This is a genomic window from Microbacterium sp. NPDC055312 (assembly GCF_053645675.1).
The window spans coordinates 1-21,729 of record NZ_JBSHMU010000006.1; the positions used below are offsets into that span (position 1 = coordinate 1).

At 71.5% G+C, this 21,729-nt stretch carries 12 protein-coding genes and 1 tRNA gene; 2 read left to right on the forward strand and 11 right to left on the reverse strand.

What is annotated here, in order from left to right:
* Window positions 1–157: 157 nt before the first annotated feature.
* From ACWIDW_RS12810 to ACWIDW_RS12840, 7 genes are all read right to left on the reverse strand, one after another.
* Window positions 158–961: a carbon-nitrogen hydrolase family protein gene (locus ACWIDW_RS12810; RefSeq protein WP_454125707.1), complete on the reverse strand. Its 804-nt coding sequence runs from the start codon at window positions 959–961 to the stop codon at window positions 158–160.
* 14 nt (window positions 962–975) lie between these two features.
* On the reverse strand, window positions 976–2,388 hold the full coding sequence (locus ACWIDW_RS12815) for an MFS transporter (RefSeq protein ID WP_454125708.1): 1,413 nt from the start codon (window positions 2,386–2,388) through the stop codon (window positions 976–978).
* A 4-nt stretch (window positions 2,389–2,392) separates the two neighbouring features.
* Entirely contained in the window at window positions 2,393–3,889 is a 1,497-nt protein-coding gene (locus ACWIDW_RS12820) for a glycoside hydrolase family 5 protein (RefSeq protein WP_454125709.1), read from the reverse strand.
* A gap of 147 nt (window positions 3,890–4,036) precedes the next feature.
* A tRNA-Met gene (locus tag ACWIDW_RS12825) sits at window positions 4,037–4,110 on the reverse strand.
* 64 nt (window positions 4,111–4,174) lie between these two features.
* Window positions 4,175–4,378 carry a DUF1918 domain-containing protein gene (locus tag ACWIDW_RS12830; RefSeq protein WP_313356358.1) on the reverse strand — a complete coding sequence of 68 codons (204 nt, stop codon included), beginning with the start codon at window positions 4,376–4,378 and terminating at the stop codon, window positions 4,175–4,177.
* 125 nt (window positions 4,379–4,503) lie between these two features.
* Entirely contained in the window at window positions 4,504–7,416 is a 2,913-nt protein-coding gene (locus ACWIDW_RS12835) for a UPF0182 family membrane protein (RefSeq protein ID WP_454125710.1), read from the reverse strand.
* Between the two features lie 46 nt (window positions 7,417–7,462).
* Entirely contained in the window at window positions 7,463–8,557 is a 1,095-nt protein-coding gene (locus ACWIDW_RS12840; RefSeq protein WP_454125711.1) for a YlbL family protein, read from the reverse strand.
* 117 nt (window positions 8,558–8,674) lie between these two features.
* Between ACWIDW_RS12840 and ACWIDW_RS12845 the strand changes: the two genes are divergently transcribed.
* Window positions 8,675–10,054, forward strand: a complete 1,380-nt coding sequence (locus tag ACWIDW_RS12845) for a zinc-dependent metalloprotease (protein ID WP_454125712.1) — start codon at window positions 8,675–8,677, stop codon at window positions 10,052–10,054.
* Between the two features lie 830 nt (window positions 10,055–10,884).
* Here ACWIDW_RS12845 and ACWIDW_RS12850 read toward each other — a convergent pair.
* Together ACWIDW_RS12850 and nudC are read right to left on the reverse strand one after the other, a co-directional pair.
* Window positions 10,885–12,609: an ATP-dependent helicase gene (locus ACWIDW_RS12850; protein WP_454125713.1), complete on the reverse strand. Its 1,725-nt coding sequence runs from the start codon at window positions 12,607–12,609 to the stop codon at window positions 10,885–10,887.
* Window positions 12,606–13,487 carry an NAD(+) diphosphatase gene (nudC, locus tag ACWIDW_RS12855; protein WP_454125714.1) on the reverse strand — a complete coding sequence of 294 codons (882 nt, stop codon included), beginning with the start codon at window positions 13,485–13,487 and terminating at the stop codon, window positions 12,606–12,608. The genes ACWIDW_RS12850 and nudC overlap by 4 nt, the downstream gene beginning before the upstream one ends.
* Window positions 13,488–13,591: 104 nt before the next feature.
* On the opposite strand from nudC, the gene ACWIDW_RS12860 reads away from it, so the two are divergent.
* A complete protein-coding gene (locus ACWIDW_RS12860) occupies window positions 13,592–14,980 on the forward strand; it encodes a phosphotransferase (protein WP_454125715.1) in 1,389 nt (462 codons plus the stop codon).
* Here ACWIDW_RS12860 and ACWIDW_RS12865 read toward each other — a convergent pair.
* Together ACWIDW_RS12865 and ACWIDW_RS12870 are read right to left on the reverse strand one after the other, a co-directional pair.
* Window positions 14,926–18,408: a UvrD-helicase domain-containing protein gene (locus tag ACWIDW_RS12865; RefSeq protein WP_454125812.1), complete on the reverse strand. Its 3,483-nt coding sequence runs from the start codon at window positions 18,406–18,408 to the stop codon at window positions 14,926–14,928. The two genes, ACWIDW_RS12860 and ACWIDW_RS12865, sit on opposite strands and share 55 nt — an antisense overlap.
* Window positions 18,405–21,638 carry an ATP-dependent helicase gene (locus ACWIDW_RS12870; protein WP_454125716.1) on the reverse strand — a complete coding sequence of 1,078 codons (3,234 nt, stop codon included), beginning with the start codon at window positions 21,636–21,638 and terminating at the stop codon, window positions 18,405–18,407. The genes ACWIDW_RS12865 and ACWIDW_RS12870 overlap by 4 nt, the downstream gene beginning before the upstream one ends.
* Window positions 21,639–21,729 lie beyond the last annotated feature (91 nt).

A 21,729-nucleotide genomic window follows, 5' to 3' on the forward strand; every position in this document is an offset into this window, starting at 1 on the left:
ACACTCCAGATGTCGGACGCTTCACGCGGATCGGTCCGACATCTGGAGTGTCGGCCCCCGTTTCGTACGCGATCGGGAGGGCGGGCGGCCCGGTTCGTGCGCGGACGGGAGGGTGCGGGCGCGGGGGCGGGCGCGGTTCGCGTGCGCGGGGAGGGGGTCAGCGGGGTACGACGCGGTAGCGGCGCAGCCGCAGTGACGGGTTCGCCTCGCGGGTGCGGGCGATCAGGCCGGGGTCGAGGGATGCCACGGCCACGCCCTGCCCTGCGCTGACGCCGGCGACGACCACGCCCTGCGGGTCGATCACCTGCGAGAAGCCGACGCCGATCGGCGCCGGATGGTCGGCAGCGATCACGTACGCCGTGTTCTCGATCGCGCGAGCTGCGAGCAGCGTGTTCCAGTGGTGCTCCTTGAGCGGGCCGCGCACCCATTCGGCCGGGACGATCAGGGCATCGGCCCCGGCATCCACGAGCGTCCTCGCCACCTCGGGGAACCGCAGGTCGTAGCAGGTCATCAGCCCGAACCGCAGGCCGGCCGCGTCGAACACGGCCGCGTCACCGAGCTCGCCCGGCTCGATCCAGTCCGACTCCCGATGCCCGAACGCGTCGTACAGGTGCTGCTTGCGATAGGTCGCCTGCACACCGGCATCCGTCACGGCGACGACGGTGTTGTGCACCCGGCCGGCGTCGGCGTTCTCGACCATCCCGGCGACGACCACGACGCCGTGCGCGGCGGCGAGCGCGCGCAGCGTCTCGACGAACACGCCGTCGAGACGCTCGGCGTTGCGTGCGAGGGCGTCGTCCATCTCGGGCGTGAAGTAGTTCGAGTACTCCGGCAGCACGACGACATCCGCACCGCGTTCCGCCGCGGTGGCGACGAGCACGGCGATCCGCTCCCGGTTGCGCTCGGGTTCGGCATCCGGAGCGAACTGGCACACGGCGACGAGAGGAGCGGCTGCGGTCATGCTGCCATCCTCCCTCACTCCCGCGGGGCGAGCGCGCGCGTCTCGGGTGCGGAGAAAGCCGTGCGCGCGCCGCGGCGCTCGCGCGAGAACGCACTGAGCTCGGCTTCGACCTTTCGCGTGTACGGCAGGAAGAGCAGCGCGACGGCGCCGACCAGCGCGAAGGCGATCGGCACGAGCGCCGTCGCGATCCGGATGCCCAGCTGCGCACTCTCGGACTGCACGGCCGCGCCCTGGTCGTAGCCGAACGCGCTGATCAGCCAGAGGAACAGCGCGGTCTGACTGCCGCTCAGGGGCGCCGAGATCAGGGCGCGCAGTGCGGCGAACGAACCGGTCTTGCGTGTGCCCGTGGCCCGTTCGTTCTCATCGACCAGCGCGGCCTCCAGCGGAGCCCCGGCGGTCATCATGATGTGCCGCCCGCTCATCAGCACGATGTAGCACAGCAGCGCATGCCACCACTGCGTGGCGAAGAACAGGGCCGCCAGCCCCAGCACGTAGGGCACCAGGCCGATGAACAGGCTCGTCCGGCTGCCGATGCGCTTGATCGCGCGGGCGAACAGCGGCAGCAGCAGAAGCACCACGGCCATGGACCCCACGTCGGTGATGGTCGCCTCGGTGCCCGAGCTGCGGATCACGTGATCCATGAAGTACAGGAAGGCGGTGAAGTACATCCCCATCGGCGCGAGCGCCGTCGTGCCCCACGCGAACCACGCCCAGAACGCTCGCATGCCCAGGATCGAGCGGGCGTCGGCGACGAGCTGACGCCAGGTGACGATCTGCTCCCCCGCGTCGCCCCGCTCGTACAGCTCGGGCGGATCCTTCAGCCGCAGCACCGGAATGAGGTAGAGCAGGGCGTTCAGGGCGACCACGCCCATCAGGATCGTGGCCATCGTGGTGTGCTCGGTGACCGTGTCGCCGACCAGCAGCTGGGTCGCGACGATCGTGGCGAACGCGGAGGTGACGTTGCCGATCCAGGTCTTGCCCACCTCGATGTCGATGCGGTCCTCGCGCGTGGGAGCCGCGAGATAGACGTAGCTCGTGGTGGCGATGAGGTAGAACGTCGACGCGACGTCGAACAGGAACAGCTCGATGAGGAACACCCAGAGCAGGGTCGCCTGCGACCACGACGGGTCGCTCCACGCCATGGCGACGAGACCGAGCAGCATGAACGGCACCGTCGTGCGCATCACCCGCAGGAACTTGCCGCGCCCCGGCTTGTAGCGCATCTTGTCGAGGATGACCCCGAAGACCGGGTCGTTGATGACGTTCCAGATGTTGAAGGCCAGGTAGACCCAGCCGACGTAGGCGGGATCGAGGCCGATGACGTCGGTGTAGAACTTCACGTACACGTTGTGGATGACCACGTTCGACATCCACGTCGCCGGCAGGGGCGTCGACAGCAGCGCCTTCTGGCGGAAGGTGAGGGCCATCGCGCTACCCCACCGTCAGCTCGTACTCGCCCGTCCCCGCGGGCACCGTGATCCAGGCGCCATCGCGCTCGGCACGCACCGGATGCCCGTCGCGCGTCGCCCGCGGCTCTCCGTCCGGCGCGAAGAACACCGAGGGTGCACCGGTGTCGGCGCCCTGCCACCGGGCGTGCAGCGCCCCACCGTCGACCCGCCAGCGCAGCCCGTCGCCGGCGAACGCGACCGGACGCGGCCGGGTCAGGGCCCGGGCCGCCTCGGAGCCCGCGAATCCCTCCTGCCAGCACCAGTACGTCCACGACCAGCCGCGCCGGTCGAACAGATCCTGCAGGGCGGTGGCATGCCCCGCCACGCCGGTGCCCAGATCGAGCGCTCCCCATTCGCCGACGATCACGGGCACCCCGAGCCGTTCGGCGGTCTCGGCGTGCCGGGCGAAGATGGTCGCCGCTCGGGTGTCGCTCGACAGGGAGATCGCCGGGGTGTCGACGGTGAGGTCGTACCCGTGCGGCGAGTACACCTCTCCCGGATCATCGAGCGGCGGCTGCCCCGACGGGATGCCCAGGTTGGCGAAGTAGCCGTGCTCGCGCAGGATCAGTGTGTGCGGGTCGACGGCACGCACGGCTCGGGTGACGCGCGCCATGAGCGGCGCGACGCTCTGCTGCTCGAATTCGGCGACGAGCGGATGCACGGCATCGCCGATCGCGCGGTGCACCGCCTCGTCATCGAGTCGTGCGAGCTGGCGCAGCTTCGCCTCCGGGTCGGCGAAATCGGCCAGCAGCTGCTCGAGATGCTGGCCTGTCGCCTGCGCGAAGGCGCCGATGACCGCGCCGAAGATCTCGGGGGCGGCGCTGCCCGGCGCCGGCTCGTTGAGCAGGTCGTACCCGGCGACGGCGGGATGCGCTCCCAGGCATGCGGCCACGTGCGCCCACATGGCTGCGAAGCGCTCCTGCAGCCCGACGCCGCCCGGCCCCGGGTCGTTGCGCCAGAACGCATCAAGAGCCTCGTGCACGGCGCCACTCGTCAGATACGCGTCGCTCCACAGCTCGGTCGGCTCGAACGGCTGGTCGGTGAGCGTGGCCCAGTGCGGCGCGCCGTCGCTGAAGAGCTGCGAGTAGAGATCCTGATGCGCGTCGAGCACCGCGAGCATCCCCGCCTCGTGGATCAGATCGAGCTGCTCGGCGATCCAGTCGAGGTAGCCGTCGTCGTACTGCCCCGGGCGCGGCTCGACGGCCGCCCAGATCACGCCGAGCCGCACGAGGGTGAATCCGCGCGCCGCGAGATCCGCGATGTCCTCGGCTGTCCAGCTGCCGGTGAACCCCCGCTCGACGAAGTGGCCGTGTTCGCTGCTGCCGCCCTTCGCGACGAGGTTGATGCCGTGCAGCACACGGTGACGCCCGTGGGCGTCGCGCAGTCGCGGTCCGTCGCTGCGCAGCGGCGGGATGCCCAGCCGGGGCGTGAACCCCTCGGCGATGTCGCGGCGGACGGGAAGGCTGATCTCGTCGGGCATGTCGCTCTCCGGCGGACCGCATCGTCCGCGTGCTCATGTCAAGAGTGGGACAGACGTCCCACTTCTCGGAGGCTAGCCTGTCCGCTGCGCGCGGACAAGGGCCGACATGCAGAAGGCCCGATCCTTGCGGACCGGGCCTTCTTCTTGTTGCGGGGGCAGGATTTGAACCTACGACCTCCGGGTTATGAGCCCGGCGAGCTACCGAACTGCTCCACCCCGCGGCACATCAGAAAGCCTAACACGGCTTCAGAGAGAGGGCCAATCGATGGGTGCGCCCCGGGTGTGTCACGGCGCGTCTGGGCCTTGAGGCGCGTGCTCGAGCTCGCAATCCGGGCCGGGAAAGATCAGCGACTCGCCGCCATCGTCGAAGCGCACCAGGTACGGCGGTCCGCCGTCTTCTCCCCGCGCCTCGAGCACCTCACCGCGACGCTCCGCACTGTCGACGTGCGCGCCGTGGATCACGATCCTCGAACCTGCTGCTGCTCGCATCGCGATCGCCCTCCTCGAAGAGAATCCGAATGCTCCCATTGTGCGTGCGGAATCGTCCCGGCGCCAGAGGGCGGGAACGCAGAAGGAGGGCACCCCGACGGGATGCCCTCCTTCTGCGTTCGGCTCTACTTCTTCGCGGCCTCGTCTTCGAGAGCGAGCAGCTTCTCGATGGCGGCGGTGAGCTTCTTGTCCTCGGCGGCGAACTTCTCGAGGTCACCGGACTTCAGCGCTGCTTCGCGCGCCGACAGCGCGGCACGCGCCTCCTCCAGCGCGGTCAACGTCTCGCCGGTGGGCGGAGTGCTGCCCGTGTCGGGCTCGGTCGGGGCATTCGGGTCCGCAGGAGTGTCGGGGGTGGGCTCGACATTGTCATCGCCGCCCGACGCCCCGGCGTTGCCGCCGAAGAGAACGTCGAGCGCTTCGGTCAGCGTGTCCTCGAAGGCCACCCGATCACCGAACGCGACGAGCACCTTGCGCAGGTTCGGCAGCTTCGTCCCCTCGGACGACTGCACGAACACCGGCTGCACGTACAGCAGTCCGCCGCCGACGGGAAGGGTGAGCAGGTTGCCGTACTTCACGTCGGACTTGCCGAGCGTCAGCACGTTCAGCTTGTTGGCGATCTCGGTGTCGGAGTCGAAGGTGTTCTGCACCTGCCCCGGGCCGGGAACCGTGGTGTTGGTGTCGATCTCCAGCAGGCGCAGCTTGCCGTAGTTTTCGGATTTCTCGCCCTTCTTGTTTCCGGCATCCGAATCGACGGCGAGGTAGCCCATCAGCACCTCACGGCTCTCACCCTGCTGCGCGGCGGGGATGAACGTCGAGAACATCGAGAAGCGCGGCTCGTCCTGACCCGGCATCTTCATCGACAGGTAGTACGGCGGCTGCAGGCGGTCCTTGGCGCGCGGGTCGTCCGGCGTCTGCCAGCGGTTGTCCTCCTGCGCGAAGGAGCGCGCGTCGTCGATGTGGTACACCCCGAGCACGTCGCGCTGCACCTTGAACAGGTCGGTCGGGTAGCGCACGTGGCTCATCAGCTCGCCCGACATCTCGCTGATCGGCTCGACGGTCGACGGGTACACCTTCTGCCACGCCTTGAGGATCGGGTCCTCGTCGTCCCACGCGTACAGCTTCACCGAGCCGTCGTACGCGTCGACCGTCGCCTTGACCGAGTTGCGGATGTAGTTGATGTTGTCGAACGAGACGACGGATGCCGGGGTGCGGGAGTCCGCGATGGCATCGCGCAGGCTCACCGTCTTCGAGTACGGGTAGCTGGCGCTGGTGGTGAAGCCGTCGACGATCCAGACGATGCGACCGTCGACGACGCTCGGGTACGGGTCGTTGTCGAGGGTCAGGTAGGGCGCGACCTTCTCGACGCGCTTCTTCGGGTCGCGGTCGTAGAGGATCTGCGACTCGGAGTTCACCAGGTTCGAGAACAGGATCTGCTCGGACTGGAACTTCATCGCGTACAGCAGCTTCACGAACGTGTTTCCGATGCGCGGGCCGCCGTCGCCGGTGAAGGTCGTCTTCGTGTCGCTCGCGCCGTCCTGGCCGCGCGGGTAGTCGATCTCGACGGGGTCGGTGCTCTTGGGCGCGCCGACGATCGAGTACTCCGGCGAGGACTCGCCGAAGTACACCCGCGGCTCGAACTTCTCGGTGTCGCTGAGGAAGCCGGAGGTGGGGATGCCCTGCTCGAGGAACACCGGCTCGCCGTCGCTGGTGCGCTGGTTGCCGGCGAGCGCGACGAGGCCGTAGCCGTGCGTGTACACCGCGGCGCGGTTGTTCCAGCTGTCGCCGCCGCCGAGCTTGGTCAGGTCGAGGTCGCGCACCGAGACGACGGTGTCCTGCGACTTGCCGTCGATCTCGTAGCGGTCGACGTCGAGCTCGGGAGCGAACTGGTAGTACGAGCGGTACTGCTGCAGCTGACGCACGGTCGGGCTGATGATGGCCGGGTCCATGATGCGCACGGATGCCGTGGTGTCGGCGTCCTCGCGCAGCTGCCCCGGCTCGGTGTCGGTCGTCGCGGCGAACGGAGTGACCTCCATGTCGGCGACGCCGTACGCCTCCTTCGTGCTCTCGATGCTGCGGTCGTAGAACTCGGCCTGGTAGGCGTTCTCGTTCGGCTTCACCTGGAAGGTGGTAACGACCCACGGGTAGCCCATGCCGACGACCAGCGACGCGACCACGAACAGCGCGGTGGCGGCCAGCGGGAAACGCCAGCGGCCGATCACGGCCGTCACGAGGAAGAGCACCGCGACGACCGCCGCGATGATCGACAGGATCGCCAGCCCCGGGATGGTCGCGTTGACACCGGTGTACGCGGCGCCCGTGATGCGCCCCTCGGGCTGCACGAGCGTGAGATAGCGGTCGAGCCAGAGGCTCACCGCCTGCACGGCGAGATAGAGCCCGGCGAGCACGGCCAGCTGGATGCGCGCCGGCTTCGAGATGCGCAGCTCACGCTGCCCGATGCGCACCGAACCGTAGAGGTACGACACGAGAGCGGTGATCACGAGGCAGAGCAGCAGCACGGCGGATGCGAAGGCCAGCAGAGCGGAGTAGAACGGCATCGCGAACAGGTAGAAGCCGGTGTCGACGCCGAACTGCGGGTCGAGCGTGTCGGTGGTCACGCCGTTCGCCCACAGCCACACGGTCTTCCAGTTGCCCGCGGCGGCGAAGCCGGCGAACACGCCGAAGAACACCGGCATGCCCCACATCGCGAGGCGGCGCAGCGGCTCGATGACCTCCTGGTAGCGGTCGAGCTGCGAGCTGAGCCGCACGTAGACGGGGCGCAGCCGGTACGCCAGCTGGATGCACAGGAAGATCGGCAGCGCCATGCCGAGGAAGCCCACCGCGAACATCGTGGCGGTGGCGATCCACTGGGTGGTCAGCACCGACGCGAAGTCGAGCTGGTCGAACCAGAGGAACTCGGTGTAGAGCGAGGAGAACACGAAGAACGCCGCGATGATGGCAGCGATGATCGCCACCGAGATCGCGAGTATCCGTCGTGATGTGCTGGGCGTGGCCGGCTGCGGCGCTGAGGTCGAGGTCACCGTTCCATCCTAGGCAGGCCACCTATGACGCGGCCCCGGATGCGGCTCAGGAACCCTTCGCGGTGCAGACGGGAAGCGTCGACGTGTCGCCGCCTTCGGCGACCACCTCGAGGATGTCGAGCGACTCCTCCAGGGTGCCGGTGCGGAACACCTTCAGTCCGTCGGGGATGTGGCCGACGACCTCGTCGCAGTTGCCCTCCGGCGCGAGGAAGACGGTCGCACCGGCATCCCGCGCCCCGTACAGCTTCTGGCGGATGCCGCCGATCGGCCCGACGGTGCCCGCGGCGTCGATGGTGCCGGTGCCGGCGACGTCCTCGCCGCCGTTGAGCTCGCCGGGGGTGAGCGTGTCGATGATCCCCAGGGCGAACATCATGCCGGCGCTGGGGCCGCCCACGTTGTCGAGCTGCAGCCGCACGTCGACGGGGAAGTCGTAGTCGGTGGTGAGGGAGATCCCGATCAGCCACACGTCCTTGCCGCCGGCGTCGGTGGACTTCTCGGGGGTGACCGCGACGGTCTTCTCCTTGCCGTCGCGCTGGATCGTGAGGGTGACCTCTGCTCCCTGTGCCTGCTGGATGGCATCCCGCAGTCCGGTGGCCGAATCGATCGCATGGCCGTCGAGCGCCAGCACCAGGTCGTCGGCGCGCAGCTTCCCGTCCGCCGGGCTGTCGGCCACGGCCTCGACGACACGCACCTTCGCACCGACGTCGTAGCCGAGCTCGGTGAGCGCCGCCGCGGTGGCCTCGTGCTGCGAGTCGACCATCAGGGCGGCGTTCTGCTCGTCGCGCTCGTTCGAGCTCACGCCCTGCGGGAAGACCGTGTCGATCGGCACCACCGCGCGCGTCGGGTCGGTCCACGCCATGGCGAGCTCGAACCACGTGGGTGTGCGCTCGCGGTTGCCGATCACCTGCACCGTCGTGAGGTCGAGCGTTCCGCCGGTGGGGTAGGTCTTGGCGCCGTCGATCTCGATCAGCGGCACCTTGTCACCGTCCGCGCTGCGAGCGGTGCCGAGGGTGTCGTACACCGGACCCGGCCGCTGGATGACGTACGGCGTCGGCACGAAGGTGAGCGCGACCAGCGCGACCAGCGCGATGCTCAACGCCACGATGCCGGTGACCGTGCCGTTGCTGCGGCGTGATGACACGGAACCTCCGGGCGTTCGCGAGCGGCGTACAGCGATCCGCGCGCATCGGGTACGAGCACAGGATCGTGTGACTAGCGTAGAGCGCACACGCTACGGGCATGCTGAGAGGGCTATCGCATGGCAGATGACGATCGGGATCCGTCCGACTTCGAGGAGATGCTCCGGCGCATGATGTCGGGTGGGCAGCTCGACCCGGAGGCGCTGCGCGACGCCCTGTCGGGAATGGGCGGGATGTCGATCGACCCGGCCCAGATGTCGGGATTCATGTCGCAGCTGCAGGGCATGTTCGGCGGCGATCCGTGGCAGAGCGCCCGGCAGAGTGCGCTGCACATCGCGAACCGCGACGGTCTCGGCATCGCCGACGGCTCGCGCGCATCGCTCGCGGATGCCTTCGGGCTGGCGAATCTGTGGCTCGGCGAGGCGACGACGATCTCGGAGCTCGCCTCGGCGCCGCAGGCGATGACCCGCGGCGAGTGGGTCGAGAAGACCCTTCCGGTCTGGAAGGAGATCGCCGACCCCGTGTCGACGTCGATCGCCGATGCCCTCACCGGCGCCCTCGAGACGCAGGTTCCGCCCGAGATGCAGAGCATGGTGCAGGGGGCGGGGCAGCTGATGCGGGGCCTGGGCGCGTCGCTGTTCGCCGCTCAGTTCGGTCAGGTGCTCGGTCGGCTCTCGCTCGAGGTGGTCTCGGGAGGCGATGTCGGCATCCCCGTTCTCCCCGCCGGGACGGCCGCCGTCATCCCGCAGAACATCGCCGATTTCGGTGAGGGCCTCGAGATCCCGGAAGACCAGATCGCGCTGTACCTGGCGGTGCGCGAACTCGCCTACGCGCGGCTGTACCGTCACGCGAAGTGGCTGCACCTGCACGTGCTCTCGCAGATCACCGACTTCGCCCGCGGGGTGACGGTCGACGTCGAGGTGCTCGACGATCTGGCATCCCGGCTCGACCCGACCAACCCCGAAGAGCTGCGCGCGGCGATCGAGGGCGGTGCGCTGCTTCCGGCGCAGACCGAGGCGCAGCGCGAGGCGCTCGCCCGGCTCGAGAACCTGATCGCCACGATCGACGGCTGGGTCGACGTGGTCACCGAGGAGGCGACCTCGCGCCTGCCCGACGGCGCGCGGCTGGCGGAGGCTGCCCGCCGGCGTCGCGCGGTGGGCGGCCCGGCCGAAGACGCCCTGGGCGCGCTCGTCGGGCTGAAGCTGCGCCCCCGGCGCCTGCGCGAGGCGTCGGCGATGTGGCGGTCGGTGACGGATGCCGTCGGCATCGCCGCGCGGGATGCCCTGTGGGACTACCCCGACATCATGCCGCTCGCGTCGGACATCGACGACCCGTCGGCGCTCATCGCGCGCCTGGAGGCCCTGCAGCGCGGGGAGGCCCCGGTGGCGGACGAGCTCGACGAGGCCCTCGCGCGCCTGCTCGACGGGGAGGACTTCGGAAAGGACTCCCCCGAAGGCGACCCCGAGGATGACCGTCCCGAGGGCGACCGTCCCGTCTGACGTCCCGTCTGTCGCGCGGGATCGGGCGCGGCGGGAGTGACCCTGCACAGTCGCCGACGCGCCCGATCCGTCCACAGATCGTCGTTCTCGGCCCCGCAGACGGCTCGCATCGGCACACAATCAGGGCATGAGCCCGATGACGCCGACGACGTTGACCCGTCTGGACCCGCGCTATCCGCTGCTCTGGCGCGATGAGGACACCGTCCAGTTCGGCCTCGAGGACGTCGTGCGCCTCGACGTCGCAGGCTCGTGGGTCGAGCCGCTGCTGAATCGGCTGCGCGCGGGCATCCGGATCAGCTCCTTCGACGTGATCGCGCACGGCGTCGGCGCACCGCGTCACGACGCGCGGCGGATGCTGGCGGCCCTGCGTCCGCTGCTCGTCGAGGATGCGCTGCCGGCGCCGCCGTTCTGGGCCGACGGCATCAACCTCGCCGACGGACGAGGGCAGGAACGGCTCCGTCAGTCTCTGATCGACGAGGGCCTCGACGAGGCCGACCCGCGCTCGCCCGGTGCGGTGGCCGTGGTCATGGTCGGCGGAGCCGCAGCCGCGCTGCAGCTCGCGTCGTACCTGCGCGACGATCTGCCGCACCTTCCGATCGGCTTCGAGCAGGATGCCGCGGCGATCGGCCCCCTCGTCGTGCCGGGGCGCACGCCCTGCCTGTCGTGTCGCGACGCGCATGAGCGCGACCGGGACGAGGCGTGGCCGCGCCTGCATGCGCAGCTCGTGGGCACGACCACGCAGGTGAGCTCGGCGCGGATCGCCCACGCCGCCTCACTCGCGGCGCGCATCCTGCGCACGCCGACGCCGTCGGCAGGGCTGACGGTGCGGGTCAGCCCTGACGGGCGGCACGTCTGGCGGTCGGTGCGACATCACGCAGAATGCCCGTGCCGCGAGCTGTCGTTCCGATCTCCGCCAGGAAGCGCGACGCAGACCGCTCCCCCCGCCCCGCTGACCGCGACCACGACACCGCCAGCGTTCGCGCGGCCCGCGTGATGCCGACGTAGGCGAGACGCCGCTCCTCGTCGATGTTCTCGAACGTCGTCGCGTACGAGATCGGCAGCGAGCCCTCCGCCCACCCGGCCAGCAGCACGTGCGGCCATTCGAGGCCCTTCGCCGCGTGCAGGGTCGACAGGGTGACGGTCTGCAGGGTCGGCTCGTGCTGATCCTTCGCCCGCGCCATCAGCTCGTCGGCGAAGACGCGCAGCGTCGTGCCGGGATGCGCCTCCTCGGCCAGGCGCAGGATGGCGCGGCGCGCCTCCCATCCGTCCCGCTGCGCGCCGCCGGCCTGCGGCGGCTCGTCGGTGAGGCCGAGGCCGCGCAGCACGTCGCGCACGGTCGGCAGGAAACCGGCATCCGTCGGCGCGACCGCGGCCCCCCGCAGCGCGAGCACCGCCTGGCGGACCTCGGGCATGTCGAAGAAGCGCGTGCCGCCGAGCACACTCGTGGCGACACCGCGCGCGGCGAGCGCCTGCTGCAGCACGGCCGACTGGGCGTGCGCGCGGTAGAGCACGGCGATGTCGGAGGCTGCGGCGCCGCCGGCGATGCGACGCACGACGGCGTCGGCGATGCCCGCCGCCTCGTCGGTCTCGCTGTCGTACGCCGTCACGGTGGGCGGCTCCTCGTCGCCCGTGGGCGCGCCTGCGGGTTCCAGAGCCAGCGCACCGGGCCGCCCCTTCATCAGCGCGTTCGCGGCGGCGAGGATCGGCCCCCGCGAGCGGTAGTTCGTCTCGAGCCGCACGACGGTCGCATCATCGAACCGGCGCTCGAACTCGAGCAGGTAGCGCTGCTGCGCGCCGGCGAACGAGTAGATCGTCTGGCTGGCGTCGCCCACCACGCAGATATCGCGCCGGTCGCCGAGCCACAGCTCCAGCAGGCGGTTCTGCAGGGGCGACACGTCCTGGAACTCGTCGACCGTGAAATGCCGGTACTGCTCGTGCACGGCTGCGGCGACCCGCGGCTCGGCCTCGAGCATCCCCGCGCAGGCGAGCAGCACGTCCTCGAAGTCGAGCTGACGCCGTTCGTCCTTGAGCGACTCGTAGGCGCGCTGCAGCTCGAGCAGCTGCTCGAGGCGGATGCCGCTGATCGGCCGCTGCTGCTCGGCGTACTGCTCGATCGACAGCATCGAGACCTTGCGCCACTCGATCTCGGAGGCGATGTCACGCAGCGTCGCCGTACTCGGGCGCAGCCGCATCGCGTCGGCCGCCTGCCCGAGCATCCGGACCTTGTTGTCGATCAGCGAGGGCGCTGAATCCCCCGCGACGGTGGGCCAGAAGAAGTTCAGCTGCTTGAGGGCCGCAGCGTGGAACGTGCGCGCGGAGACCCCGCCGACGCCGAGGGCGCGCAGGCGCCCGCGCAGCTCTCCGGCGGCCTTCGCCGTGAAGGTCACCGCCATCACGCGCTGCGGCGAGTAGGCACCGGTGTCGACGCCGTGCGCGATGCGGTGCGTGATGACCCGCGTCTTGCCCGTTCCCGCTCCGGCGAGCACGGCGACCGGGCCGCGCAGCACCGAGGCCGCCTCGCGCTGGCGGTCGTCGAGGGCGTCCAGCGCGCTCACGCAGACCCCTCACGGTGCCAGTCCTCGATGAGCCGACGGGCGATCGACGATCTGCTCGGCAGCCCGACGGGGCCGTCGCCGGCGAGCGCGCGTCCGATCTCGTCACGCGTCAGCCAGCGCACATCGATGATCTCCTCGCCGTCTGCCGTCACGCTCTCGTCGGCGGCGACGGCGCGGAAGCCGACCATCAGCGAGCGCGGGTACGGCCACGGCTGCGACGAGACGTAGCGCAGCTCGCGCAGGCGCACCCCGGCCTCTTCCGCGAGTTCACGGTGCGCGGTCGACTCCATCGACTCCCCCGCCTCGACGAAGCCCGCGAAGCACGAGTACATGGTGCCGCGCCACGCGGCGTTGGCACCCAGCAGCAGGCGCTCGCCGTCCGGGCTCTCGACCGCGACGATCACCGCGGGGTCGGTGCGCGGGAAGTGATCCGCGCCGCAGGCGGGGCAGTGCCGCGACCAGCCGGCGCTGCGAAGCTCGAGCACGCCGCCGCAGCGGCTGCAGTGCCGCACGTCGACCAGCCACGCGGCCACCGCGACCGCGGTCACAAAGATCTCGGCCTCGAAGGGCTCGAGCAGACCGCCGACCTCGCGCAATCCCAGCCACGTCTCCTCCGGAGCCGCGTCGATGCTCTCGCGCTGCGGCGGGACGGATGCCAGCAGCAGGGCCGCTCCATCGGCATCCCGCCCCAGCAGCGCCCAGTCGGCGTCGCCCACCTGATCGGCGCCGACGCGCACCACGGCCCCGCCGGCGACGCGGAGGCGACGCTCGCGCACGACGACGACCCGGGTCGCCTCCTCGGCGCGCAGCCGATCGATGACGTCGGGTTCTGCGCGCAGCTCAGCGGCCCTGTCGAGGATGTCGGACCTGGTGCTCATGCGCCCTCCTGCTCTCGTGCGCGTCCTCCCGGAACGCGACGTATGCCGCGTCACTCGCGTGGCGTGGACGCCAACTGCGCGGGGGCAGACCTACGCTGGGGAGCATGGCACGCTCTCCTTTCACTCTAGTGGCGGCGGTCACGGCCGCTGTGCCCGGGGCGGAGGTCACGGGCGCTCGCGCTCTGACCGCGGACGGCGACGGGAGGTTCGATTCAGCCATCGCCACACTCGCCGACGGCAGCGAGGTCGTGATCCGGGTCGCCGCCGATGACGCGGCCGCCGTCGAGCTCGCCGAAGAGGCGCTCGCGCTGCGCGCACTGACCGCCGGCGCCAGGGAGATGCTGCCCTTCCGCGTGCCCACCGCGATGGGCGAGACGCGCGTGGGCGAGGCGCGCGCGCTGGTCACCGATCTCATGCCCGGCTTCCAGGTCGAGGCCGCGCACCTTCCCGCCGGACGCGGTGCCGCCGTCTCGATCGGTCAGGCGATCGCCGCCGTGCACGCCCTGCCGCCGTCGGTCGTTCGTGCGGCCGGACTCAGCGTGAGCGATGCCGCAGCGGTGCGCGCCGAGACGGGCCAGCTGGTCGATCGTGCGTCGGCGACCGGTCGTGTGCCGGCCCGTCTCAGCGCGCGCTGGCGGGATGCGGTCGCCGATGACGACCTGTGGCGCTTCGAGAGCGCCGTGACCCTGGGCGGCATCCAGTCGCTCTCGTTCCTGTTCGAAGACGACCCGCACGACGGTCCTCAGGTGGTCGCCGTGCTCGGCTGGCGGGGGCTCTCGGTCGGCGACCCGGCCGAGGACCTCGGCTGGCTTTCCGGCGCCCCGGATGCCGCACCCGACGTGCTCACCGCCTACACGGCCGCGTCGCAGCGCGCGGCCGACGACGCGCTGCGGGCGCGCGCCCGCCTGCACGCCGAGCTCGAATTCGCCCGCTGGCTCGTGCACGGCGACGAGCTGCGCCGGCCCGACATCGTCGACGACGCCGCTGCCCTGATGGAATCGCTCAGCTCGGGTCTGCGCGGCGATGATCTGCGGGTGGCGGCGACGTACACCGGCGGTGTCGATTCGGCTCTCGACGTGCTCGACCGGGTGCCCGCCACCGCCTCGAGCGACATCGACACGTCGATGCAGACCGACGCCTACCGCCCCGAGGACCTCTGGCACGAGGCCGAGCCGGATGAGCCGGGCGACGCCGGCGACACGGCACGGCCCGGATCACCGGTGCCCGGCGAGGATCCCCACGCGGCCGCGCCGACCAGCCCGGGCCACGCGTCGTGGGAGGAGCCCACGCAGGACCTCACCGACATCGCCGGCGTGCGCGGATCGACGCGCAGCGCCGACGGCGTCGCCGCGCCGGGGGATGCCGGACGCGCGGCGGACTCGGATCAGCCGGAATCCGCCGATTCCGACCCCGACTCGGATTCCGACTCCGACGAAGCTCAGCGGGCCGCCCGCGCCGCGCTCCAGCGCTGGACGAGGTCCGACTCCGAGTAGACGCGGTCGTCGCGGATGACGAGGTCGTCCGCGACGTAGAACAGCGCCACGTCGATCTCCTCCAGCGGCACACCGAACCGCCGGTGGTAGGCGAGCCGGTAGAGCGCCAGCTGCAGCATCCGCTCTTCGCGCTCGGCGGCCGTGCGCGGTGCCCGGCCGGTCTTCCAGTCGACGATCTCGATGCGCCCGCCGCGATCCTCGCGGCGGTAGACCGCGTCGAGCTTGCAGATGACGATGTGACCGCCGCCCTCGGCCGCGTCGCCGGCCTCGCCGAACGCGAAGTCGATCTCGATCTCGACCGCGATCGGCTGCAGGGGCGCCCACTCGCTGCGCTCGAACACCGCCCGCAGCTCGGCGAGGGCGCGCTCGTCGTCGCTGCCCAGATGGGTCGCGGGTGCGGCGTCGGCACCGTCGTCGTCGAGCTCCCACAGAGCGCTCTCGACGGTAGAGCTCGCACCGACCAATCCTGAGCGGTGCTCGACCCAAGCGTGGAACAGGGTGCCGATGCGGGTCTGCGTGTAGGGCCGTTCAGGCATCGGCCGTCCGAGGTCGCGCAACGTGCCGCGGTAGTCGGTGACCCAGTCCTTGAACCGCGATGCCGGAACGCGCGTCGGCACCTCGGCGGGGGCGCCCTGCTGCCGCGCCGCGCGCTCGACGAGCAGCCGTCTCAGCTGCTCGGTGGGCTCTGGCAGCGTTGGATCGGCCAGGGCGGCGCGCGCCTCGCGCTCGGCAGCGGCGACGCGGGGGCGCCGGTCGCCCAGGGCATCCATCGGCCACGATCGGGTCATACCCGGACCGTCGTACGGGTTGTCGTCGGGGTCGACGCCGGCGATCGGGTCGAGCCCGAGCACGTCGATCGCGTCGAGCAGATACGGGCTCGCCTGGCGCGGCTTCACCTGACCCGCCCAGTGCGCGCCCGAGAGCAGCAGGTCGCTGCGGGCCCGGGTGAACGCCACGTAGGCGAGACGCCGCTCCTCCTGCTGCTGGTAGTCGCGGTACTCGTTCTTGAACCGGCGCAGCGCGCCGCCGTTCGGATAGGCCTTCGTCACGCCCGCGGCGAGCGCGTCGAGCGCGGCCTTGTGCCGCTTCGCGGGAACGTCGCCCACGGCATCCATCTCGGCCTGCGGGTCCCAGCGGAAGACCGGCAGCGCGTCGCGGTCGCCGCGCAGCGCGAACGGGACCACGCCGAACCCGAACCATCCGGCGGTGTCCTGCGCCCGCCCCGGCAGTTCGCCGTCGACGAGCCGCACGACCGCGACCGCATCCCACTCGAGTCCTTTCGAGCCGTGGATCGTGAGCAGCTGCACCACACCCGGCTCGGGGGGCTCGGGGCGCGGCATGAGCTCGTCGGTGCTCTCGGCCTTGTCGAGCCAGGCGAGCAGGCTGCCGATCGTGCCGCGGTCGTCGGCGCTGAGGAACGCGCGCACCTCGTCGGCGAAGGCGCGCAGCTGCGTGGCGGCGACCCGAGCGGGTCCGCGCGATTCGTTCGCGGCGAGTTCGATGTCGAGTCGCAGCTCGAGCTCGATCAGGCGGATGAGCTCGGGGATGGGCAGGCCGGCGGCACGCCTGAGCCGTTCGAGGATCTCCCCCGCCGCGCGCATCCGCCGGCGCCCCTCCGGCGTGATCGCCGCGACCAGACGGTAGTCGTCGGGGGCGGCGCGCAGGAAGTCGACCGCGTCGATGATCGACACGGCCTCGTCGGCGCCGCGCGATGCGCGCAGCCGCTGCCGCACCTCGTCGGAGAGCGGTGACAGGTCGGCATCGCGTCCGGCAAGGGCGGTCGCGAGGTCGTAGAGCGCCGCCATGTCGGCGACGCCGATCGCGAACCGGGGACCGACGAGCAGACGGATGAGAGCCGAGCCCGCCGTCGGGTCGTGGATCACCCGAAGCATCGAGACGACGTCGACAACCTCCGGCGTCGACAGCAGTCCACCGAGTCCCAGGATGCGGTGCGGGATCCCCTCACGAGCCAGCGCCGCGGCGAACGTCTGCATGTGACGCTTCGAGCGGAACAGGATCGCGCCGGTGTGCGCCCGATCCGGGTCCGACCGTTCGTGCTCGCGCCGCCGCGCTGCGAACCACTCGGCGACGTGCGCTGCCTCGTCGTCGACGGTGTGCGGGAAGACGACGTCGACCCGGCCCCGCCCGGCGCCGGGGCGCGGCGCGAGAGCCGGCACGTCGAGCCCCTCCCTGGCCAGGGGCTCGAGCACGCGATTGGCGACGTCGAGGATGCGTGTGTCGTTGCGCCAGCTCGTCATCAGGCTGTACGTGGTCGCGGGCTCGTCGTGGGCGAACGCACGACTGAACGCGTACAGGTTGTCGGCGCTCGCACCGCGCCAGCCGTAGATCGACTGGTGCGGATCGCCGACCGCCATCACCGCGCTGTCGCGGAACAGAGCGGCGAGGAACCGGGTCTGGATGACAGAGGTGTCCTGGTACTCGTCGAGCAGCACGACGCGATGCTGCTCGCGCAGATCGGCGCGCACATCGGGCGCGCTCTCGACGATGTCGAAGGCCCCGCCGACCTGGTCTGCGAAGTCGAGCACGCCGCGACGCTGCTTCTCGGCCATGTAGTCTCGCACGAGACGGGCGAGCACGGGGATGCTGCGCAGATTCAGTGTTGCGGTGTCGACGTCACGGCTCGTGCGGTACGGCTCGAACGCAGCGGCGTGCTCGGCCGCGATGCGCTCGACGGCGTCGAGGTCGGCACGGTGATCGAGCACCTCGGCGGCGAGTTTCTGCACCGCGTCGATCACCCCGCCCAGCGACCGGTCGATCTCTTCGAGCTCGGGGATGTCGGCGCGCAGCACCACCGCGCGCGCGATCAGCCACGACGCCGATTGGCTGAGCATGGCGGCTTCGGGGTCGCGTCCGATGCGGGCCGCGTGCTCGCGCACGATGCTGTCGGCGAACGCGTTGTAGGTCGACACCCGGGGGCGGATGAGGAGATCCTCGGCCGAGCGCGGCGTGCGGGGGTCCCACCCCGTGCCGTGCTGCTCGGCGAGCTCGTCGAGCACCTGCACCCGCACCGCGTCGCGCTGCGGGCCGGCGACGGCGGCGTGCACCCGCCGCAGCGCGTCGTCGGCGACGATCTCGTCGAGGTGCGGCAGAAGCCCGCGGCGGGCGAAGTGGTCGATCATCTCGAGCCGGATGCCGATGCGCTCGGCCAGCTCACCCGCGGCCTTGCGCGTGAAGGTGAGGCCGAGCACCTCGTCGGGGCGCACCCTGCCGTTCGCGACGAGCCAGACCACGCGACCGGACATCGTCTCGGTCTTGCCGCTGCCCGCCCCCGCGACGACGAGCGCCGGGCTCGGCGGCGCCTCGATCACCCGCTGCTGGGCGTCGGTGGGCACGGGCAGGCCGAGGGCCAGGGCGATGGTCTCGGCCGAGATCGTCGCCGTGCCGGTGAGGGTGCCGCCCGCGGTCACGAGCTCACCGCCGGGACGGTGTGGATGTGGCACGGCGAGACCCGCACCTGGGTGTCGGCGCAGTGCGCCTCGACCTGCGCGGTGAAGCTGCTGGCCGCCATTCCGCGGCCGGCGGCGGTGACCCGCTGCAGGAACGCCGCACGCGCCTCGTCGCCCAGGGTGTGCTGATGCGCGACGCGGTACTGCGCCTTGCCGACGGTCTTCGAGACGATGACCAGCCGGGCGCCGGCGAGCGAGCCCGCCGGCGCCCCGTCGAGCAGTCCCTCCTGCACCGCGACCTGGTACGCGGCGAGCTGCGCGTGCTCACGCACGTTCGCCTCGGTGTCGGGTTCGTACTTGCCGGTCTTCAGATCCACCACGACCACCCGCTCGTCCTCTCCGCTCATCCGCTCCCACTTCTGCCCTCGGGCTGCATCGTGCTCGCCGGCCCCGGCGGGATACACCTCGACGCGGTCGATGACGCCGCTGACCAGCGCCCGCGGCGGCGCGGCACTCGCCCCCGCGGCCGTCTCGCGGCCGGCTGCGCTCACCGCGTCGCCGCCGTCGTCGGCGCGCACGGCGCCGCTGTCGAGATCGACGGTGAACCGGAACGCCGCCTCCGCGCCCACCACCCGGCCGCCGTCTCGCGACACCTCCGCCAGGTACGCACGCAGCCGCTCGAGGTACAGGTCGGCGCGGCGGCGCTCCTTGCGGCCGATCCACGCGGTCTCGAAGTCCAGCTCCGGCCAATGCTCGTCGATGATGGCACGCATGGCGTCGGGGTCGCCGTCGGGCACCCGCTCCATCACCTCGTGCACGATCGTGCCGATGCCCGCCGAGGGCGGCATGACGCTGTCGCCGCCGAGTGCGGAGACGACCCAGTTCAGTCCGCACTCCTCGAAGGCCTCGAGCCGCGAGGGCGACACCCGCACGGGAGCGGCCCGCAGGTCGCGCAGCGGCGCCGTGCTGGAGCTCTCGGTGACCCCGTACCATTCGTCGACGTGCGCGCCCGGCACGCCCTCGTCGGCGAGGATCCGCAGCTGTCCGGCCGCGAACGCGCGCTCCGCAGGGTCGGTCGAGGCCGTCAAAGTGCGCCGGTGGCGTGCGACGAGCCCGCGCAGCGTCAGCGGGTGCGCGAAGCGCACCTCGTCCTCCTCGGCCGGCGGCGGAGGCGGAAGGAACGAGAAGAACGGGCTGGGCGTCATGTCGTCGTCGTCCACCGCCGAGACGACGAGCCGGGTGCGCGCCCGTGAGATCGCGCGCACGAAGAGTCGCAGCTCGTCGTGCAGCGCGGCCCTGCGCCGATCGAGCAGGCCGGGCACGGTCTCGGGCTCGCCGGCGCGTGCGGCCGAGATCGCCTCGGCCAGGCGCCAGGTCTCGAGCATCCCGCCGCGCAGGCGAACGTTCGGCCAGATGCCGTCCTGCACTCCCGCGACGACGACGGCCTCGAACTCGGTGCCGAGGGCGGTCGCCGGTGTCAGCAGGGTCACGAGCCCTGGCCGGTCGGGTGTCGAGAGGGTGTCTTCGGGCACCTCGCTGTCGAGGATGTCGCGGATGAACAGCGCCGGCTTCTCGTTCGGCGTGCGCTCGACGAAGCGCTTCGCGGCGTCGAAGAGCGCGACCAGGCTGTCGAGCGAGCGTGAGATCTCGGCACCGCCGGGCTGATCGGCCGCCGCGCGCCAGGCGGCCTGCAGCGAACCGCCGCCGATCGAGCGCGCGCGGTCCCACACGGTCCACAGCAGTTCGTGGATGGTGCGGCCCGCCGTGCCCTCGTCGTGCAGCATCCGCAGGGTCTCGGCGAACCGCTGGGCGACTCGCGCCTCCGGCGCGTCCACCCGGTCGAACAGGTGCGGGAACTGCATGCCCTCTCTGAGCAGCTCGCGTGCCGGTGTCGATCCGCCCTGCTCGAGTTCGACATGTCGCAGCCGCGCGCGCAGCCGGCGCAGGCCGACCGGGTCGAGACCGCCGAACGGCGAGGTGAGGGCCTCGGCGAGAAGATCGGAGGGGCGCTCGTCGGGAGAGGTCAGTCCGAGCCGCACGATCTCGACGATCTCGCGGACGATCCCCTCGCTGCCCAGCGGACGCGGCACGCCGGCTGCTCGGGTCGGCACCTCGCGGGCAGCCAGCTCCGCTTCGAGCATGACGATCTGGCGGGTGTCGTGCGCGATGACGGCGAGGCGGCTCCACGGGATGCCGTCGGTGAGGTGCCAGTCGCGCAGCACGCCCGCGATGCGGTCGACCTCTTCGTGCGGTGACGGCGCGATCAGGGTGCGCACCCCCGCACCGTCGCTCCCCTCCGGCGGCCGCCGGTGGTCGACGCGGCCGGCGACGCCGATCGCCTGCGTGACGGTGCGGGTCAGGGCGGTCAGCGCAGGACTCTGCCGGTGCGCGGCGTCGAGCACGTGCACGTCGCCGAGCACGCGCGCGAGCTCGGCGAACAGCTGCGGGCTGGCGCCGCGGAAGGCACCCGACGAGATGTCGGGGTCGCCGAACGCGAGCACCGCGACGCCGCGCGAGCGCAGCGCCCGCACCAGCCGCACTCCCCCGCGGGTGAGCTCCTGCGCGTCGTCGATCAGCACGACGCGCAGCCGGGCGAGCGGGCCGAGCGCCACGGGCTGCGCCGTGTGCAGGATCGCGGTGGCCTCGGCGAGCAGCTCGGGCACATCGCGATGCGCGACGCGCATGCCGCCCATCACGTCGCGGTACTCGGAGAGGAAGTCGTCGGCGGCGCGCCAGACCTCGCGGTCGCAGGTGGCGAGCTCGCCGGGCCGGATGCCGAGCTCGGTGCACTCGGCGAGGAAGGCGCGCAGCTCGGAGCGGAACCCCTTCGACCCCCGCACCGCCGGGCTCAGCGAATCGGGCCAGCGACGCATGCCGTCTTCGGCGTCGCCGGCGAGCAGGTCGGCGAGGATGCGGTCCTGGTCGGCGCCGGTGAGCAGGGCGGGCGGTTCGAGCCCGGCGTGCACCATCGCCCCACGCACGAGCTGGAAGGCGAACGACCCGAGCGAACGCGCGAGCGGGCCGGGCGTCGCCTGGTCGATGAGGACGCCGATCCGGTCACGCAGCGCCGTGGCCGCCTGACGGCTGGGGGTGAGCACGAGCACCTCGTCGGCGGACAGGCCGGTGGCGAGCAGGTGCACCACCCGATCGATCAGCGCGGTCGTCTTGCCCGTGCCCGGGGCGCCGATGATGACGCCGGATGCGCCGGCGTCGCCGTTCACGACGGCGAGCTGCGCGGCATCCGGGATCATGCCTCCACGGTATAGCGGCCCGCCGACACCGGGTGCCGAGGCCGACGCGGCACGCCTGTGCGCCCACGGCGAAATCGCGGCCGACCACCGG

What these genes read in the sequence shown, in the direction of transcription:
- ACWIDW_RS12830 (WP_313356358.1), bottom strand. Translation starts at nt 4,378, where the DNA reads ATGCGAGCAGCAGCAGGTTCGAGGATCGTGATCCACGGCGCGCACGTC.
- ACWIDW_RS12810 (WP_454125707.1), bottom strand. Translation starts at nt 961, where the DNA reads ATGACCGCAGCCGCTCCTCTCGTCGCCGTGTGCCAGTTCGCTCCGGAT.
- ACWIDW_RS12815 (WP_454125708.1), bottom strand. Translation starts at nt 2,388, where the DNA reads ATGGCCCTCACCTTCCGCCAGAAGGCGCTGCTGTCGACGCCCCTGCCG.
- ACWIDW_RS12860 (WP_454125715.1), top strand. Translation starts at nt 13,592, where the DNA reads ATGGCACGCTCTCCTTTCACTCTAGTGGCGGCGGTCACGGCCGCTGTG.
- ACWIDW_RS12845 (WP_454125712.1), top strand. Translation starts at nt 8,675, where the DNA reads ATGGCAGATGACGATCGGGATCCGTCCGACTTCGAGGAGATGCTCCGG.
- ACWIDW_RS12870 (WP_454125716.1), bottom strand. Translation starts at nt 21,638, where the DNA reads ATGATCCCGGATGCCGCGCAGCTCGCCGTCGTGAACGGCGACGCCGGC.
- nudC (WP_454125714.1), bottom strand. Translation starts at nt 13,487, where the DNA reads ATGAGCACCAGGTCCGACATCCTCGACAGGGCCGCTGAGCTGCGCGCA.
- ACWIDW_RS12820 (WP_454125709.1), bottom strand. Translation starts at nt 3,889, where the DNA reads ATGCCCGACGAGATCAGCCTTCCCGTCCGCCGCGACATCGCCGAGGGG.